20 protein-coding genes are annotated in these 16,638 nt (G+C 64.0%); 10 read left to right on the forward strand and 10 right to left on the reverse strand.

Going from position 1 to position 16,638, the window contains the following annotated elements:
• The first annotated feature begins 52 nt into the window (after positions 1-52).
• The 3 genes from M1D74_RS11275 to M1D74_RS11285 are packed head-to-tail and all read left to right on the forward strand — an operon-like array spanning position 53 to position 3,064.
• Positions 53-1,333: a magnesium transporter MgtE N-terminal domain-containing protein gene (locus tag M1D74_RS11275; RefSeq protein ID WP_309070672.1), complete on the forward strand. Its 1,281-nt coding sequence runs from the start codon at positions 53-55 to the stop codon at positions 1,331-1,333.
• On the forward strand, positions 1,326-1,925 hold the full coding sequence (locus M1D74_RS11280) for a DUF1003 domain-containing protein (RefSeq protein WP_309070671.1): 600 nt from the start codon (positions 1,326-1,328) through the stop codon (positions 1,923-1,925). The genes M1D74_RS11275 and M1D74_RS11280 overlap by 8 nt, the downstream gene beginning before the upstream one ends.
• The gene (locus M1D74_RS11285) at positions 1,922-3,064 is read left to right on the forward strand and encodes an Mrp/NBP35 family ATP-binding protein (protein WP_458115382.1); all 1,143 of its coding nucleotides are present in this window, start codon (positions 1,922-1,924) and stop codon (positions 3,062-3,064) included. Before M1D74_RS11280 ends, M1D74_RS11285 begins: the two co-directional genes overlap by 4 nt.
• Before the next feature lie 7 nt (positions 3,065-3,071).
• Here M1D74_RS11285 and M1D74_RS11290 read toward each other — a convergent pair whose 3' ends face one another.
• The 3 genes from M1D74_RS11290 to sigE are packed head-to-tail and all read right to left on the reverse strand — an operon-like array spanning position 3,072 to position 5,150.
• Positions 3,072-3,506: a Sec-independent protein translocase family protein gene (locus tag M1D74_RS11290; protein WP_309124200.1), complete on the reverse strand. Its 435-nt coding sequence runs from the start codon at positions 3,504-3,506 to the stop codon at positions 3,072-3,074.
• A 41-nt stretch (positions 3,507-3,547) separates the two neighbouring features.
• Positions 3,548-4,510, reverse strand: a complete 963-nt coding sequence (locus M1D74_RS11295; RefSeq protein WP_458115383.1) for an anti-sigma factor family protein — start codon at positions 4,508-4,510, stop codon at positions 3,548-3,550.
• A gap of 4 nt (positions 4,511-4,514) precedes the next feature.
• The gene (sigE, locus tag M1D74_RS11300) at positions 4,515-5,150 is read right to left on the reverse strand and encodes an RNA polymerase sigma factor SigE (RefSeq protein WP_309070667.1); all 636 of its coding nucleotides are present in this window, start codon (positions 5,148-5,150) and stop codon (positions 4,515-4,517) included.
• 310 nt (positions 5,151-5,460) lie between these two features.
• Between sigE and M1D74_RS11305 the strand changes: the two genes are divergently transcribed.
• Positions 5,461-6,099: an O-methyltransferase gene (locus M1D74_RS11305; protein ID WP_309070666.1), complete on the forward strand. Its 639-nt coding sequence runs from the start codon at positions 5,461-5,463 to the stop codon at positions 6,097-6,099.
• 70 nt (positions 6,100-6,169) lie between these two features.
• Here M1D74_RS11305 and M1D74_RS11310 read toward each other — a convergent pair whose 3' ends face one another.
• The 5 genes from M1D74_RS11310 to M1D74_RS11330 all read right to left on the reverse strand — a co-directional run bounded on the left by M1D74_RS11310 (position 6,170) and on the right by M1D74_RS11330 (position 9,431).
• On the reverse strand, positions 6,170-6,337 hold the full coding sequence (locus M1D74_RS11310; protein ID WP_309070665.1) for a DUF3117 domain-containing protein: 168 nt from the start codon (positions 6,335-6,337) through the stop codon (positions 6,170-6,172).
• Between the two features lie 148 nt (positions 6,338-6,485).
• The gene (locus M1D74_RS11315) at positions 6,486-7,736 is read right to left on the reverse strand and encodes a hypothetical protein (protein WP_458115384.1); all 1,251 of its coding nucleotides are present in this window, start codon (positions 7,734-7,736) and stop codon (positions 6,486-6,488) included.
• Positions 7,717-8,322: a DNA-3-methyladenine glycosylase I gene (locus M1D74_RS11320; RefSeq protein WP_309070663.1), complete on the reverse strand. Its 606-nt coding sequence runs from the start codon at positions 8,320-8,322 to the stop codon at positions 7,717-7,719. The genes M1D74_RS11315 and M1D74_RS11320 overlap by 20 nt, the downstream gene beginning before the upstream one ends.
• Positions 8,319-8,648 (reverse strand): DivIVA domain-containing protein, encoded by a 330-nt coding sequence (locus tag M1D74_RS11325; protein WP_309070662.1) that lies wholly within the window; start codon positions 8,646-8,648, stop codon positions 8,319-8,321. The genes M1D74_RS11320 and M1D74_RS11325 overlap by 4 nt, the downstream gene beginning before the upstream one ends.
• A gap of 3 nt (positions 8,649-8,651) precedes the next feature.
• Entirely contained in the window at positions 8,652-9,431 is a 780-nt protein-coding gene (locus M1D74_RS11330) for an LOG family protein (RefSeq protein WP_309070661.1), read from the reverse strand.
• Positions 9,432-9,547: 116 nt separating this feature from the next.
• Between M1D74_RS11330 and M1D74_RS11335 the strand changes: the two genes are divergently transcribed.
• The 4 genes from M1D74_RS11335 (at position 9,548) to M1D74_RS11350 (ending at position 12,855) form a co-directional block, all read left to right on the forward strand.
• Positions 9,548-10,336 (forward strand): amino acid ABC transporter ATP-binding protein, encoded by a 789-nt coding sequence (locus tag M1D74_RS11335; RefSeq protein WP_309070660.1) that lies wholly within the window; start codon positions 9,548-9,550, stop codon positions 10,334-10,336.
• Positions 10,337-10,378: 42 nt separating this feature from the next.
• Positions 10,379-11,230 carry a glutamate ABC transporter substrate-binding protein gene (locus M1D74_RS11340; protein ID WP_309070659.1) on the forward strand — a complete coding sequence of 284 codons (852 nt, stop codon included), beginning with the start codon at positions 10,379-10,381 and terminating at the stop codon, positions 11,228-11,230.
• 75 nt (positions 11,231-11,305) lie between these two features.
• Positions 11,306-11,980: an amino acid ABC transporter permease gene (locus M1D74_RS11345; protein WP_309070658.1), complete on the forward strand. Its 675-nt coding sequence runs from the start codon at positions 11,306-11,308 to the stop codon at positions 11,978-11,980.
• Positions 11,977-12,855: an amino acid ABC transporter permease gene (locus M1D74_RS11350; RefSeq protein ID WP_309070657.1), complete on the forward strand. Its 879-nt coding sequence runs from the start codon at positions 11,977-11,979 to the stop codon at positions 12,853-12,855. Before M1D74_RS11345 ends, M1D74_RS11350 begins: the two co-directional genes overlap by 4 nt.
• Positions 12,856-12,896: 41 nt before the next feature.
• Here M1D74_RS11350 and dapE read toward each other — a convergent pair whose 3' ends face one another.
• The gene (gene dapE / locus M1D74_RS11355; protein WP_458115385.1) at positions 12,897-13,988 is read right to left on the reverse strand and encodes a succinyl-diaminopimelate desuccinylase; all 1,092 of its coding nucleotides are present in this window, start codon (positions 13,986-13,988) and stop codon (positions 12,897-12,899) included.
• Between the two features lie 87 nt (positions 13,989-14,075).
• Between dapE and dapD the strand changes: the two genes are divergently transcribed.
• Both dapD and M1D74_RS11365 read left to right on the forward strand, forming a co-directional pair.
• Complete coding sequence (gene dapD / locus M1D74_RS11360; RefSeq protein WP_458115386.1) at positions 14,076-15,044, forward strand: 2,3,4,5-tetrahydropyridine-2,6-dicarboxylate N-succinyltransferase; 969 nt, start codon at positions 14,076-14,078, stop codon at positions 15,042-15,044.
• An 8-nt stretch (positions 15,045-15,052) separates the two neighbouring features.
• Entirely contained in the window at positions 15,053-15,922 is an 870-nt protein-coding gene (locus M1D74_RS11365) for a hypothetical protein (RefSeq protein WP_458115387.1), read from the forward strand.
• A gap of 6 nt (positions 15,923-15,928) precedes the next feature.
• On the opposite strand, the gene M1D74_RS11370 is transcribed toward M1D74_RS11365, so the two are convergent.
• On the reverse strand, positions 15,929-16,540 hold the full coding sequence (locus tag M1D74_RS11370) for a hypothetical protein (protein WP_309070653.1): 612 nt from the start codon (positions 16,538-16,540) through the stop codon (positions 15,929-15,931).
• Positions 16,541-16,638 lie beyond the last annotated feature (98 nt).

Raw genomic sequence — 16,638 nt, forward strand, 5'->3', positions numbered from 1 at the left:
CGGGCTGTCACGCAATACGGCTCTAGTACAGCAACGGCAGTAGCCTTGGCATGTGAGCAGCAACCCAACGCGCGTATTCGTGGCACGTCTTTTGGGCCTGGACGTCTTCGACCCTCTCGGTGACCGTCTCGGGCGGCTTCGTGATGCCGTCGTGCTGGATCGCGGTCCAGCAGTTGTTCCCCAGGTGGTGGGCCTCGTGGTCGAGGTTCCGGGCAAGAAGCGCGTCTTCGTGCCGATGACCCGTGTGACCTCCATCGACGCAGGCCAGATCATCTGCACCGGGCTGGTTAATTTGCGCCGCTTCGACCAGCGTGGGGCCGAACAGCTTGTTGTCGCAGAGCTGTTCGACCGCAGGATTACCCTGCGCGACGGCAGCGGTGAAGCGACCATTGAAGATGTTGCCATGGAGAAGGACCGCTCCGGGGATTGGCATGTCTCCCAGATTTTCGTCCGCCGCGGCGGACCGCAATCCCGCCTTCGGGGCCTCCGTCGAGGCGAGCGTCTCATCATTGACTGGCTCGATGCCTTCCACGGCGACGCTGACGAACCACAGGCTGCGACCTCCTTCGTCGCACAGCACGATGACCTGAAAGCCGCCGACTTCGCCGACGCGCTCCACGAAATGAGTGTGAAGCGCCGGATCGAGGTGGCCACCGAACTTCAGGATGAGCGCCTCGCCGACATCCTCCAGGAACTGCCCGACGACGACCAGGTACAGATCCTGTCCTCCCTAGACCGGGAGCGGGCCGCAGACGTGCTCGAGGAGATGGACCCGGATGACGCCGCAGACCTTTTGAACGAACTGCCGGAAGAGCAGAAGGAAGAACTGCTTCAACTCATGGAGCCGGACGATGCCAAGGACGTGCGGCGACTGTTGCAGTACGAGGAGGACACAGCAGGGTCGCTGATGACGCCCGTACCCGTCATCCTGCCTCCTGAAGCGACAGTTGCCGAGGCACTGGCGCATGTGCGCCGGGAGGAGCTCACCCCTGCGTTGGCATCCTCCATCTTCGTATGCAGACCGCCGCTTGAGACACCGACCGGTCGCTACCTGGGCGTTGTCCACATCCAGCAGCTGCTGCGCTTCCCGCCGCCTGAGCAGCTGGGAAACATCGTCGACACTGATCTGGAACCGGTCAGTGACCAGGCGAATATCAGCGAGGTGTCGCGGATCCTCGCAACCTACAACCTGAATTCGCTGCCGATCGTCAATGGCGACGGCCGACTAGTGGGGGCGGTGACTGTTGATGACGTCCTTGATCACCTGCTACCGGAAGACTGGCGTGCGCAGGACGTCACGCCCGATACAACTCGGGGAGGCATGAATGGCTGAGAGAACCAGAACTGTGACCAGCAGCGGCCTGGACACACCACGCGAAAGCCGCGCGAGGTTATTGCCACGTCTGCGCCCCAACCCAGACGCCTTCGGGAGCGCGACCGAGAATTTCGCGCGCTTCATGGGCACGCCGCAGTTCCTCTTCTACATGACGGTATTCGTTGCTGTGTGGCTGGCTTGGAACAGCTGGGCTCCGGAGTCGTGGAGGTTCGACAGCGCGGCGATCGGGTTCACGCTGCTTACCCTCATGTTGTCCCTGCAGGCGTCCTATGCCGCTCCCCTTTTGCTGCTGGCGCAGAACCGGCAGGATGACCGTGACCGCGTCTCCCTCCAACAGGACCGGCAGCGCGCCGAGCGGAACCTGTCGGACACCGAGTACCTCACGCGTGAGATCGCGGAGCTGCGCATCGCGCTGCGGGAGGTTGCCACCCGCGACTTCGTCCGGTCGGAGCTGCGCTCCGTCATGGAGGAGCTGTTGGAGTCCGCCGACAGCCATGAGACACCCGCCCAACGCAAGCCCAGACGCAGGGTATCTGATGCCACCACGTCCCTCCCTCAGGTGCCGCCGGCGCGCAAGGACAGACAGTGACGGACGAACAGTCCCAATCCCTCGAAAGCGCTGTCCGCGCCGCCCTCGGGAAGGTGATCGACCCGGAGTTGCGCCGTCCCATCACCGAGTTGGGCATGGTGGAGGACATCACGGTGCACGACGACGGCGCCGTCGTCGTACACGTCTTGCTGACTATTGCCGGGTGCCCGCTGCGCGACACCATCACCAGGGATGTGGAAACAGCGCTCATCGGACTCCCCGGCGTGAGCACGGCTTCGGTGCAGCTGGGGGTTATGACGCAAGCGCAGCGAGACAGCCTGAAGGATAGGCTTCGCGGCCCTGGAGCAAAGCGCGGCATCCCGTTCAACGATCCTGGATCCCTTACGCGCGTGCTGGCCGTTGCAAGCGGCAAGGGCGGCGTGGGCAAGTCAAGCGTTACCGTGAACCTCGCGGCCTCAATGGCGGCACAGGGTCTGCGGGTCGGCATTGTCGACGCCGACGTCTACGGATTCTCGGTTCCTGCCCTCATGGGCATCGAGCAGTCACCCACGCGCGTGGACGAGATGATCCTTCCTCCGGTTGCACACGGGGTCAAGGCGATTTCGATCGGTATGTTCGTCGCGGGTAACCAGCCGGTCGCCTGGCGCGGCCCGATGCTGCACCGGGCACTGGAGCAATTCCTCCAGGATGTGTACTTCGGGGACCTGGATGTACTGTTCCTCGATCTGCCGCCGGGAACAGGCGACATCGCGATCTCCGTCTCGCAGCTGCTGCCCGAGGCGGAACTGCTCATCGTCACCACTCCTCAGTCAGCGGCGGCCGACGTCGCAGAGCGCGCCGGTTCCATGGCAGTCCAGACAGGCCAGAGAGTTGCGGGAGTTATCGAGAACATGTCGTGGCTCGAGCTTCCCTCGGGTGAGCGCATGGAGGTATTCGGCAGCGGCGGCGGTGCCGAGCTGGCCCGCCGGCTCACCTCGACGGTCGGGTACAGCGTCGACCTGCTCGGAAGTATTCCGCTGGAACCTTCCCTGCGGGAAGGCGGTGACAGCGGACGCCCCGTGGTTCTGGACGGCAGCTCAGGCGCCGCCGGCGAGCTTCGCCGCATTGCCTCAGCGTTGGCGCGCCGGCCTCGCGGGCTGAGCGAGAGACTGCTGAAAGTTACGCCTACTCACATGTGAGAACACGTCAGGTTGCCTCGACATCGAATGGTGCGGGCTGGCCCGCGGTGAGCCGCTGCGGGGTGACGGCTGTGGCGCCGGTCGCATCATCCGCCGCGGCGGAACCGGGCGTGTAGGCCGTCGGTGTAGAGGGTGAGCGCGGACCGGGAATGGACCCGTTCTCACTCACGGGCTTGATGGCGTCTTCAATGTCGTCGAGGAGCGCCTCTTTGATGATGCGGCGAGGATCGTACTGGCGCGGATCAAGCTTGCGCCAGTCGACGTCGTCGAACTCCGAGCCGACTTCCTCCCGGAGCTGCTCACGAGCGCCGGTAGCCATCCTTCGCAAGCCCTTCACGAGCTGTGCCAGCTGGGACGCGTATTCGGGCAGGCGTTCAGGACCAAGGACGATCACAGCAATGAGCGCCAACAGCAGGAACTCGTATCCATTGATTCCAAACACCCTCGAAGCCTACCTGCCGGACAACACCGAATCTATTTGCGTCAGGGCGCGGGCTGGGCGAGCTTCCCGAGACCGCGGAGAATACGGCTCAGCGGGTCGCTGGGTGCGTCCGGCCGGGAGTAGGCGAGCTGGGAGTGTTCGTTGAACATCAGCTGACTGACAGCGCGGGGCATATCCGCGACGGGCAGCGTGGACACTACCGTGTACGTCGCCGAGCCGGAATCGATAACCAGCTGCCAGGCACGTCCGGGGTGGAGCCATACCGTTTGCTCGGTGCCGCCGATTTCCTCGAATCCGTCCTCCTGCACGGTATTTCCAGTCGCCGCATTGACAGGGGCAGAGGTTGGGATATCCGTCTCTCCCCGCTGCTCATAGATGGTCAGCGTGTGAGTGCCGTCCGACAGGTTCAGCTGTAGGGTGGGCCGGCCGTCTATCTCGTGTGCCTGGGCACCCTCAAGCCGGAAGCCCAGCGACTGCAGTTCCGGGCAGAACCAGCCGTCGTCGCGCAGCTGTTCGATCTGACCTTCATCGAGACTGGCGGGAGTGCCTTCTGCGACACTGTTGAAGCTCTCTGAAACGGACGCAGAGCCGGCCGTTGCCGGAAGTTCGCCGGACTCCACCTCGGAGCCGAGCGCGTAGGCTGCACTCAGGGTCGCGACGGCGGCGACTGCGATAGCGCTGCCGACCGCCACAACCGCCCTGTGCCGGTGGGCGAAGGACTCGTCGCTCATGCGCGCCGGGCTGCAGGCGGCGGCGTTGCCCGCATCAGCCAGTCCGTCAAGTCCCGCAGGCGAAGCGGCCGATCTGCGCAGGATGCGCTCGCACAGGTCTTCTGAGGGGCCGGGAGTCGAGGTGCTCCGAAGCCGACGACGGATTGCCTGCTCCTGCTCCACGACCTCGTGGCACCGTGCACACCGAAGAAGGTGCTTCTCGACTGCGTGCTGCCGGACCGGGCTCAGCTCGCCCGCCACGTAGTCGATCAGGAAACGGGTTGGATGGCGCATCGACCTAGCGCGCACCTGCGATTCGAGGCAGGCTGAGGCGGGTTGGAGCAGGTGGAGTCTGCCGGGGGTCCCTGTGAGCCAGTTTCTCTCGAAGGATGGTGCGTCCACGGTGGATGCGGGAACGTACAGTGCCGAGTTTCACCCCAAGCGCGCGGGCCACCTCGTCGTAAGGCAAACCCTCAAGATCACACAGCACTACGGCGGCGCGGAAGTCCGGCGGAAGCTCCTCCAGAGCGGCCTGCACATCGAGATCGAGGTTGTTGAATTCGAAGCTGCGCTCCGGGCTCGGGTGGGTGCTGGGCAGCCGGCTCTCGGCATCTTCAGCCAGCCCGTCGAACCGGATGCGGTTCTTCCGACGCGCCTGGTCCAGGAACAGGTTCGTGGTGATCCGATGGAGCCACCCGTCGAGGGTTCCCGGCTTGAAGTTTGCCAGAGACCGGAAGACGCGGACAAACACCTCCTGGGTGAGGTCTTCCGCGTCGTACTTGTTGCCCGTCAGACGGTAGGCAAGCCTATAGACCTTGGGAGAGTGGTCACGAACCACTTCTTCCCATGACGGCGGCACCCAGCCGGGTACCTCCTGATCGTGCTCTCCGGTGGTGACGCCCTGTGCAGGGGCCACCGTGCGCGAAGTAGCCATCGACCTTCTCCTCTCGCCCTCGAATGATGTGTTTGGTGTGCTGCGCCAGTCGTAAACCGAAAGACCCACATCAGGTATTCGGGGCTTCACCTCGGTTGGATGCCTTATAGTGCACGTCTTGCATATCAATCGTGCCGGATCTTGCTGTGAGCTCGCTGAAAAGATCAGGAGAACGGGCTGCGCTGTTACGCGGTGATACCCGGGGCCCCCCTTCATCGGCAGTAGGCTGGGAAAGATACGCCCGGCAGTTCGCGGGAACCATCCGACCCTACTCAGCTCCCGGTTGAACCAGTGGAGAGAACGGAACAACATGAGCGCGCAGAAGCAGGCTAACTGGTCCTACACGGAAGGCCTGCCGGTTGAAGACGATGTCCTGCTTCGAGCACGCGACCGCTCATACGAGCTGGGGGTCACTCCCGTCACCACCGGCATTGCGGCCGCGCTCACCGTTCTTGCCGCGGCGTCGAAGGCGATGACGGTTGTCGAAGTCGGCGCCGGGGCGGGTGTATCCGGAGTGTGCCTGCTGCGGGGCATGGGGGCGAATTCGGTTCTGACCACGATCGACTCGGACGTGGACCATTTGCGGGCGTCCCGGGAGGCGTACTCGGAGGCGGGAATTCCGGCGAACCGGACGCGCACTATCTCGGGGCGTGCGGCTGATGTGCTCCCGCGGCTGACCGATGCAGCCTATGATCTGGTGTTTCTCGATGCTGACAAAACCAACCTCCCGCTGTACGCGGACCAGGCGGTCCGACTTCTCAAACGCGGAGGGCTGCTTCTGATTAACGACGCCCTGGATGGCGGCAAAGTAGCTGACCCGGCCATTCGCGACGCGTCAACCAACACGCTGCGGCAGGTGGGCAAGACGCTGCGTGCCAACGAGTCGCTGGTCAGCTCGCTGATGCCAGCCGGAAACGGCCTCTTGATGGCAGTCAAAATGCCCGCGTAGCGGGCACAAGAACTCGTCAGTCGGTGCTGCTGAAAGATTCTTGGTGCTGAGACGTCTGGAGTGCTGGACGTCAGTCCGTGACGGTGACCAGGCAGTCTTTGAGCTTGCCGGCTTCCTCGGCGTTCAGCTCGACCACCAGGCGCCCGCCGCCGTCGATCGGAACCCGCATGATGAGGCTGCGTCCCTCTTTGGTGACTTCCATAGGTCCATCACCGGTACGGGGTTTCATGGCAGCCATCTGAGTAGTTTCCCTTCCACGGTGTGCGCAGCCGGAACCGGGCCGCGGTCAACATTGCACGGCGGAGTATCCCCCGTACGCTCGTCCACACCCATTATCCCGTAGAAGTGCGCGCCGAGCTAATCGCCATGCGGCGCCCATCACATCGTCACGGTGAATAATCGCCCGCGCCGAACAGCGGTGCCCATGCCCACAGCCACGTGACCCACACGATCTGCAGGCTTGCACAAGCGGCGAGCGCCAGCCATCGGTATGCCCTCGAATCCGAGAGCAGGACAAACGCAAGTACCAGCGGAAACAACGGAAGCAGGATCCGGAAAGTGCTCGTCTGCGGATTCCAAAAAGCGGCGAGGTACAAGAGGTAGGCCGCGCACCACAGCTGGAGCGGCAATCCGAGACGCCGGCCCGCGGGTGAGAGGAGAATCGCGGCGAAACCGGCGGTCAGCAGCACTAGGCCGACCGGGCCCAGGACAGGGCCCAGCAACTGCATCGACGCACTGAGCCAGGGCGCGAAAAGCGTGAGTTCAGATCCGCGCCAGGCGGTCTCTGTCTGGACGTAGGCGTCCGGTATACCGGTCGCAATCCACGCGACAACCGGCCAAACGACGGCCGCAATGCCGCAAACACCGGCAAGGACCGCCAGCCGCAGCAGATCCCCCGCAGCCGAGGACCTCCCCTCCGGGGCATCGCCCCGCGCCGCCAGTCCCATCAGCAGGAGGACTCCCAGCATCGCGGCGAAAGGGACACCGGCCGGGCGGGCAAGGCACATCAGCACCACCACCGGGACGGCGCGCAGGTAGTGTCCCCCGATCACCAGATACAGCGCGAGTGACAGCAGCATCAGATGAAGGGATTCTGCGTAAGGAATTTGCAGGATGGGCGATATCGGAAGGAAAGCGACCAGCCCCACTGCCCACAGTGCATCCCGGTGAGCGGAGCGCAGCCGGAAGAGGCGGTAGATCACGAGCGCGGCCGCAGCTCCAGACAGGGTGGCGAGGACCGCGGCCCCGGGATTCCATCCCGTGCCCGTGAGCATCGAGAAGACCCGCACGGCCGCCGGGAAAAGCGGGTAGAACGCCCACTGGTTCTCGAGAACGGACCCGTCGTCGCCCCGCGGGAGCGCGGTGGGATACCCGCCGTCGTGAATTCGCGCGTACCAGCCGCTGTCCCAGAAATTGATGAACTCTTCATAGGTGGGAGAACCTTCGGCCCACGGACTGGGCATCTGAAGGCGCGCGGCTACGGTGAGCACAATCGTCGAATACAACCGGGCTACACCGTAGATGAGAAGCACCTGCAGCCACCAGGGGAAAGCCGCCGCCCGATCACGGAGCGACCGGATCCAGGCAGGCAACGACGACCCGCCAAGCCTCAGGGATTCACGCAGTCTCAGCGACATGGAAGGGTCCCGCGGCGTCATTTCGTACCCAGCAGGAAGCAAGGTGGTCATTCACATAACCCGTTGCCTGTTGCATGGCGTAAGCAGTGGTGGGCCCAACGAACCGGAACCCGAGCGAGCGCAGCTTCTTCGCGAGCGCAATTGATTCGGGCACGACGGCGGGAACATCCGCGAGCGACTCAGGCGCAGCTTTAGGCGGCGGCCGGTGGCTCTCCAGAACTCCCGCCAGCGTCATTCCCTCCGGAAGCGCGAGCAGCGCCCTCGCGTTGGAGATCGTCGCGAGGATCTTGGCGCGGTTCCGCACGATGCCGGCGTCGCTGAGCAAGCGGGCAACGTCGTCGTCGTCAAAGGCCGCGACCGCTTGCGGGTCAAAACCGGCGAAAGCCGCACGGAAGGCCTCCCGCTTCCGGAGGATGGTAATCCAGCTGAGCCCGGACTGGAACGCCTCCAGGCTGATTCGTTCGAAGAGAGCCTGATCGCCAACGACTGGACGGCCCCACTCAAGGTCGTGATAGGCCTCGTACTCGGTGCTGGAGATGGCCCAGCCGCACCGCAGGCGGCCGTCGCTGCCGCTGACCGCGGTCACCGAGCGTCCCGATTCTGGTTCTGCAGCGCTTCGATGAGCTCGTCCCGCTCGGCAAGCGCTGCGGCAAGCCGGTCCAGAACTTCGTCCACCTGGTCCATCCGATAGCCCCTCAATCCGAGGGAGAAGCGGATACGGCCGATATCCGACGCGGTAGGGCGATCCGGGAGCAGGACAGGCGGAAGGTTCGGCGTCGGCTCAACCAACCCCGTCACGCTCGGCTGGTCGCGCGGCGGCAGCTGATCCCTCCCCTGCCATCCCCGACCGACGGCGAAAAACGCGGTGGCGCCGACGGCTACTATGGCGATCAGCACGAGGAAGATGGTCATCACTCAGGGCCCGGTGTGCCTGGCTGTGTCAGCGAGGACGGCGCCCACCGCGTCCGCCGGATCATCGACCAGGTGAACCAGTGAAAGGTCCTTCTCGGAGATCATCCCGTTCGCGAGCAGCGTGTCCCGCACCCAGTTCCACAGCGGACCCCAGAAATCAGATCCGATGAGGATAATCGGGAATGACGTCACCTTTTGGGTCTGCACCAGTGTCATCGCTTCGAACAATTCGTCGAGAGTGCCGAATCCACCGGGCAGCACAATGAAACCCTGGGCGTACTTGACGAACATAGTCTTGCGGGCGAAGAAATAGCGGAAGTTGACGCCGAGATCCACCCACTCGTTCATCCCCTGCTCGAACGGAAGCTCGATACCGAGCCCCACCGATACTCCGCCCGCCTCACAAGCACCCTTGTTGGCCGCTTCCATAGCGCCCGGGCCGCCTCCCGTGATGACGGCGTACCCGGCCTCCACCAGAAGCCGGCCCACTTCCTCGCCTACCTTGTAGAACTGCGAGTCCCGGGGAGTGCGAGCGGAACCAAACACGCTGATGGCAGGCCCCAGTTCCGACAGGGTGCCGAAGCCCTCCACGAACTCGCTCTGAATCCGGAGGACGCGCCACGGATCCGTTTTGGTGAACGGGGTTTCCTCCATCGAGTCGAGCAGGTACCGGTCCGACTGCACCGCACTTGCCTGGTCGCGGCGGAGTTCCACCTGGCCCCGGCGCCGTGCCGGTGCCGGGGGCCCTGCCTGCTGATCGTCATTACCGCTATGGGGACTCATACACCCAAGGCTAACCGGCGCGGGGGCCTGACGCTTTGGTTGCTCTTGAATCACGATTTCCGCTTTCGGCCAGTCGATGTACCGCCGGTGTGGAATCTTTGACTACATTTCTACCTATGACTCGTGACACACAGTCGGGCACGCCCTCGTCCGCGTCCAACTCGCCGGCCCAGCCGCTCGTCTCCCTCAAGAACGTCAACAAGCACTTCGGTGAACTCCATGTGCTCAAGGACATCAACCTTGAGGTCGCCCGCGGCGAAGTAGTGGTGGTGATCGGACCATCGGGCTCCGGCAAGTCCACGCTCTGCCGTGCCATCAACCGCCTTGAGACCATCGACAACGGCGAGATCCGCATCGACGGCAAAGTGCTCCCGGCGGAAGGCAAGGCGCTCGCGAAACTCCGCGCCGACGTCGGCATGGTCTTCCAGTCATTCAACCTCTTCGCTCATAAGTCCATCCTTGAGAACGTGACCCTGGGGCCGGTCAAGGTCAAGGGCATGAAGGTAAACGCGGCGAAAGATCTCGCCATGTCGCTTCTGAAGCGCGTGGGCGTCGATAACCAGGCGCAGAAGCTTCCCGCACAGCTTTCCGGAGGGCAGCAGCAACGTGTCGCCATAGCCCGTGCGCTGGCGATGCAGCCTAAGGTGATGCTTTTTGATGAGCCCACCTCTGCGTTGGACCCGGAAATGATCAACGAAGTGCTCGACGCCATGGTCTCCCTCGCCAAGGAGGGCATGACCATGATCGTTGTCACCCACGAGATGGGCTTCGCGCGGAAAGCCGCGGACCGCGTGATCTTCATGGCCGACGGCCAGATCGTCGAGCAGGCAAAGCCCGAAGAGTTCTTCACCAACCCGCAGAGCGATCGCGCCAAGGACTTCCTGGGCAAGATCCTCGCCCACTAACTACCGACGAATTCCCATCAGGAAATAACCCGAGGAGAAAACATGCGAACAACACGATATGGCGCATTGGCCATGGCAGCAGCAGCGGCGCTTACCCTGTCCGCCTGCGGCGGCGGCGGAGGAGAAGGCGAAGGCGGCGGCGCAGAAGGCGGCGAAGCCGCAGCAGATTCGATCCGAATCGGCATCAAGTTTGACCAGCCGGGCCTCGGCTTCGACGAGGGCGGCTCCTACTCGGGCTTCGACGTTGACGTTGCCAAGTACGTTGCAGGCGAACTGGGCTACACCGAAGATCAGATCGAGTGGGTCGAAGCACCGTCCGCCAACCGCGAGAACCTGCTGTCAAACGAGCAGGTCGACATGATCTTCGCTACCTATTCGATCACCGACACCCGCAAGGAAACCGTCGACTTCGCCGGACCGTACTTCGTTGCAGGCCAGGACCTTCTCGTTCCCACCGACAGCGACATCACCGGACCGGAGGACCTGAACGGGCGGAACCTCTGCTCCGTCACCGGTTCCACCTCCGCACAGCGCGTGAAGGACGAGTTCGCTGAAGACGTTAACCTGATCGAGCAGCCCGGCTACGCGGAGTGTGTCAGCCTCATGGGCGGCGGACAGATCGACGCCGTCACCACCGATGACATCATCCTCGCCGGTCTTGCTGCCCAGGAAGCCAACCAGGGCCAGTTCAAGGTTGTCGGCAACCCGTTCTCGGAGGAGAACTACGGCGTTGGTCTCACCAAGGGCAGCGAATTGTGCTCGGACATCAACGCCGCCATCGAGAAGATGATCGAGGACGGCGCCTGGGAAGAAGCCCTGGCAGCCAACCTTGAAGGCGTCGATTATGAGCCGAACGCGGAACTGAACCCGCCGACGCCGGCTGAGTGCGCCTAACACCCTCTGCGGCTGTGTGGGGGTTGCGTTGCAGCCCCCACACAGCCGTTTGACGTACCGACAAGAAAGGATGCCGTGGACGGTTTCCTATCGCTCTTCGAGCAATACGACGTCGCAGGGGCTTTCTGGATCAATATCCAGCTGACATTCTGGGCGGCGATCTGGTCCCTGCTCCTGGGAACTCTCCTCGCACTGTTCAGGATCTCTCCCATTGCGAGCCTGCAGTGGTTCGGCGCCACCTACGTCAACATCTTCCGCAACACGCCGCTGACGATCATCATCGCCTTCGGCGTACTTGCGTTGTTCGGCCAACTCTTCGTGAGCCTGTCGGAAGACTTCAACCTCAACTTCTTCCGTCTCGCGATCCTGGGCTTGAGCCTCTACCACGCGGCATTTGTCTGCGAGGCGATCCGAAGCGGCGTGAACACTGTTCCGCTCGGTCAGGCGGAGGCCGCCCGCGCGATCGGGCTGTCGTTCCTCCCCGCCGCCCGGCTGATCATTCTTCCTCAGGCTTTCCGCGGCGCCATTGCACCCCTCGGCAACGTGCTGATTGCATTGACCAAGAACTCCACGGTGGCGGCTGCAGGCTCGGTGGCGGAGTCTGCGGGTCTCATGAAGACCATGATCGAGTTCCGTTCTGACATGGTTATCCCGATCTTCTTCACCTTTGCCCTGGGCTTCGTCATCATCGTTATCCCGATCGGTCTGCTGACCACCTGGGCATCCAAGAAACTGGCGGTGGCACGTTGAGCGCTCAGCAGGTACTTTTCGATGCGCCCGGCCCCAAAGCCAAGCGCAATATCCTGATCGGCAACATTGCCGGTGCCATCTTCGTCATTGGGCTGCTGACGTGGCTCGTCATCACCCTCGCCGAGCGCGGTCAGTTGGAGCCTGCGAAGTGGACACCCTTCCTCGAGGTGAGGACGTGGCAATTCTTCTTCCTTCCGGGCCTCTGGGACACATTGCGCGCCGCCGGCGTAGCGATCGTGACCTCCGTGGTTCTGGGCCTCATCCTAGGCATCGGCCGGCTCTCACACTTCCTGCCAATCCGCTGGCTCGCCGGGGTCATTGTCGAGTTCCTCCGGGCAGTACCCGTCCTGCTGATGATGATCTTCCTCTGGCTGGCTATCGGCGCGGCGAGCATCATGCGCCCGCAGGACATCCCGTTCATTGCGGTGGTCACCGCGCTGACGCTCTACAACGGCTCGGTCATCGCTGAACTTGTGCGCTCCGGCGTGGAGGGTCTCCCCAAGGGACAGCGCGAAGCCGCAATGGCCATCGGTATGACGCGGGGTCAATCTCTGCGGTCGGTTGAGGTGCCCCAGGCGCTCACTGCCATGCTGCCTGCCTTGGTCAGCCAGTTCGTCGTGATCCTCAAGGACTCGGCACTCGGCTACATCATCACCTACACCGAGCTGCTGCAGAACGCGCGGAGGCTCGGCGTCGGCGAGGGGAACCTGCTGCAGGCGCTCCTCATTGCTGCGGTAATTTTCATCATCATCAACTTCGCACTGTCGTCGTTGGCCAACCGGTTGTCGAAGCTGCTCAGCTTCCGCACCGCCGGGAGAGCCAAGCGGGACAAGGACCAAAAGGTGCTGCTACCCGACGCAACCAACGCCGGCTAGGCCCGGTCAACAGGATTCACTGGCTCGTCTCGACCTCCGGTCTAGGCGAGCCAGTCCTTTAACGCAGACAGGCAGGCGCGGATCGCGTCCGCGTGCACATGCTCGTTGTCCGAGTGGGCCAACAGCGCGTCACCCGGACCGAAGTTCACTGCCGGGATACCGAGCGCGCTGAAGCGCGCGACGTCGGTCCAGCCGTACTTCGGCTTCGGCTCGCCTCCGACTGCCCTGACGAATGCCGCTGCAGCGGGATGATTCAGACCGGGGCGGGCACCAGCCGCAGCATCGGTCCTGATCACGTCAAAGCCGTCGAGCAGTTCCCTTACGTACCTCTCGGCGTCGTCGGGAGTCTTGTCCGGAGCGAAGCGATAATTGACTTCCACCACTGCCTGGTCGGGGATCACGTTACCGGCCGTACCACCGTTGATGAGGACGGCGTTGAGGCTTTCGCGGAAGTCCAGACCATCGACCGTGACGGTGGCGGGCTGATGGTCCCGCAGCCGCACAAGGACGTCGGCCAATTTGTGGATCGCATTCTCCCCCATCCAGGCGCGTGCCGAGTGGGCCGCGCGCCCCGTCGTCGTGACGTTGAAGCGTGAAGTTCCATTGCAGCCGCCCTCGACGACTCCATCGGTCGGCTCCAGCAGGACAGCGAAATCGGCTTCGAGCCACGATGGGTACCTTTCGACCAGCCTGCCGAGTCCGCTTAAGGCAGCCTCGACTTCCTCATGGTCGTAGAAGACATAGGTGATGTCACGGGAGGGTCCGGTCAGCGCAGCGGCGAGGGCAAGTTGCACAGCAATTCCACCCTTCATGTCGGTGGCGCCTCGCCCGTACAGAACCTCACCGTCCCAGGAGCTGGGGACCGTCCCGCGGGAACCCGGCACGTGCGGCAGGGGAACCGTGTCGAGGTGGCCGGCGAGGATGACCCGCTCTGCGCGGCCGAGGTTGGTGCGGGCGATCAACGAATCACCATCCCGGACGACCTCGAGGTGCGGGCTCGCCCGCAGGACCTGTTCAACGGCGTCTGCGAGCTCCCGCTCGTTGCCTGACACGCTTTCGATGTCCATGATGTGCGACGTGAGTTGCGCTACGTCGGTAGTGGGATCGAGCCGAAGAATGTCGGAAGCAGTCATGGTCTCAAGGGTACTTGGCGTAGGTCCCGCCCCTGGTGGCGGCGAGGTGGAGGAGGTCGCCGGCACCAACTCGGTAGAATGGAGGCCATGACTGAGACGGCCTCCGCTTCCCTGACCCCCTCCGAAACCACCTCCCGGACCGCTTCCGGCATCGGCCTTGCCACCCTGGCGGACGATGGAACGGTACTCGATGTCTGGTATCCGCAGCCGGTTCTGGGCGAAGGTTCAGCCGACGCAGACTCGCTGCGCACCGAACTCGCGGGCATTGCGGCGCCGGACGCACTGCGTGGTGTCACGCAGGGAGTAGTCTTCACTACCTCATCGCTTGATGACGCCCCGGTGGACGCCGCCGATGCGTACCTGCGCCTCCACCTGCTCTCGCACCGCCTGGCGCAGCCGAACACCATCAACCTCGACGGCATCTTCGGCCTGCTCGCCAACGTCGTGTGGACCAACTTCGGACCCTGCCCGGTCGACGGTTTTGAGACCACCCGCCTTCGCCTGCGTTCGCGCGGCGCGGTCGTCGTGTACGGCGTCGACAAGTTCCCCCGCATGGTGGACTATGTGATGCCCTCCGGCGTCAGGATTGCCGATGCCGACCGCGTCCGGCTGGGCGCCCATCTGGCCGAAGGCACCACGGTCATGCACGAGGGCTTCATCAACTTCAATGCCGGAACGCTGGGCCACTCGATGGTTGAGGGACGTATTTCGGCCGGCGTCGTCGTCGGCAACGGTTCGGACATCGGGGGCGGGTCGTCAATCATGGGTACGCTCTCCGGCGGCGGCAAGGAGCGCATCAGCATCGGCGAACGCTGCCTCCTCAGCGCACAGGCGGGAATCGGCATCTCACTCGGTGATGACTGCGTCGTGGAGGCCGGCCTGTACATCACCGCGGGCACCAAAGTGACCCTCCCCGATGGCTCGGTGGTCAAGGCGGCCGAACTCTCGGGACAGTCGGGCGTGCTCTTCATCCGCAACTCCACCACGGGAATCGTGGAAGCGCGCCAGCGGTCAGGGCACGGCATCGCCCTGAACGCTGCACTGCACGCGAACTAGGGAGCGGCGTGCCACCGACCTCCCACCAAGCACGACGACGGCGCCGGCTCCGCGCGGCCGGTGTCCTCACCCTGTTGACGGCCGTGGTCGGTGGCGGCGCATACCTCGCGGTAACCCAGTTGAATTCCTCCGAGGTTCTGGTTCGTGAGCGATGCAGCGCCGTTGTCGGTACGGACACGTACGAGTTGCGACCGGAGCAGGCCGCCAACGCCTCCACTATCGCGGGAGTTGCGGTCACCCGCGGCCTGCCGCCCCGCGCCGCTTCCATTGCCCTGGCCACAGCGGTGCAGGAATCGGGGTTGCGTAACCTGGATTACGGTGATCAGGCGGGACCCGACTCGCGCGGCCTGTTCCAGCAGCGGCCGTCGCAGGGCTGGGGCAGCGAGGAACAGGTGCAGGATCCCATCTACGCCGCCGGAGCCTTCTACGATGCCCTCGTTGAGGTTCCGGCATACCAGACGCTGCCCATCACGGAAGCCGCGCAGCTGGTCCAGCGAAGCGCCTACCCCGATGCGTATGCCGACCACGAGCCCGAAGCACGTGCTTTCGCGTCCGCTTTGACCGGCCAGTCTCCGGCATCGCTCAACTGTGTCCTGCGGAAGGCTGAGGAACCCGGGAACGCGGTGGCAGTGGCCGAACGCTTCGCCGCCGTCTTCCCCACTGTGGCCACCAGCGCCACTGAGAACGGGATGGTGGCCAGTGCATCCGGCTCCGTCGGGTGGGCTGCCGCGCAGTTCGCGGTCGCCCACGCCAAGGAGTTGGGTATCTCCACCGTCTCCCATGCCGGCCTGCGATGGGACCGGAACGACGGCGGCTGGACCACCGCGGAAACCGAAACCGGCCAGATACTGATCACCCTCGCTGAGACGCCCGTCTAACCGGGGTTACGCAATAATCTCCACGACCGGCTGGACGTAGCTCCGGAAGGTGGCCTCGTCGTCGTACAGGTCTTCGCTCAGAATGAGCCGGTCCGGCTCCACGTACCAGGCCCGCGTCTCGCTCAACGGCAGCTCGATCACGGAAAGCGAAAAGTGCCTCGCGGGCCGGCCGAGCTCCAGTTCACGTTCCCGCACGAGGTCGCCGAAGCATCGCTGGCCGCCGTCGTGCATCCGTTTGAGCGACCGTTGGCGCCAGGCAGCATCGCGTTCCTGCGTCCAGGTCAGGGCAGTCCCATAATGTGCGTGTGTCAGGCGCTGGAGCGCCGGCATTGACGTGAGCTCGGGGAAATCGGGTGGCGTCGGAAGCGCTGTCCCGTTTCCGTAGTGTGCCACGAGCTCATACCACCAGGCCTCCCACTCGACCCGGAGCGCAGTCATTCCGCCGACATCATGAACCACCTGGCGCGGGCTGACACAATGAACGGCTGGCTTGACCGGGCACACCGCCGGCTGGCCGATCACTCCGAGTCCGGCACAGTCACGCAGGTACAGGGCGAAGCACATTTCCAGAGATGAACCTGCTTCCACTCTCCAGGAAGGTGCCCTGTTGACGTGCATGCGTGGTCCTGACCTCTCCGCCGGCGTCAGGTGGGCCGGCTCGCGCGTGATCCTCCAAGGGTAGACCGATAGGGCTTGAGCCTCCAGAGTGATCGGCG

This window comes from Arthrobacter sp. D2-10, from assembly GCF_054161285.1.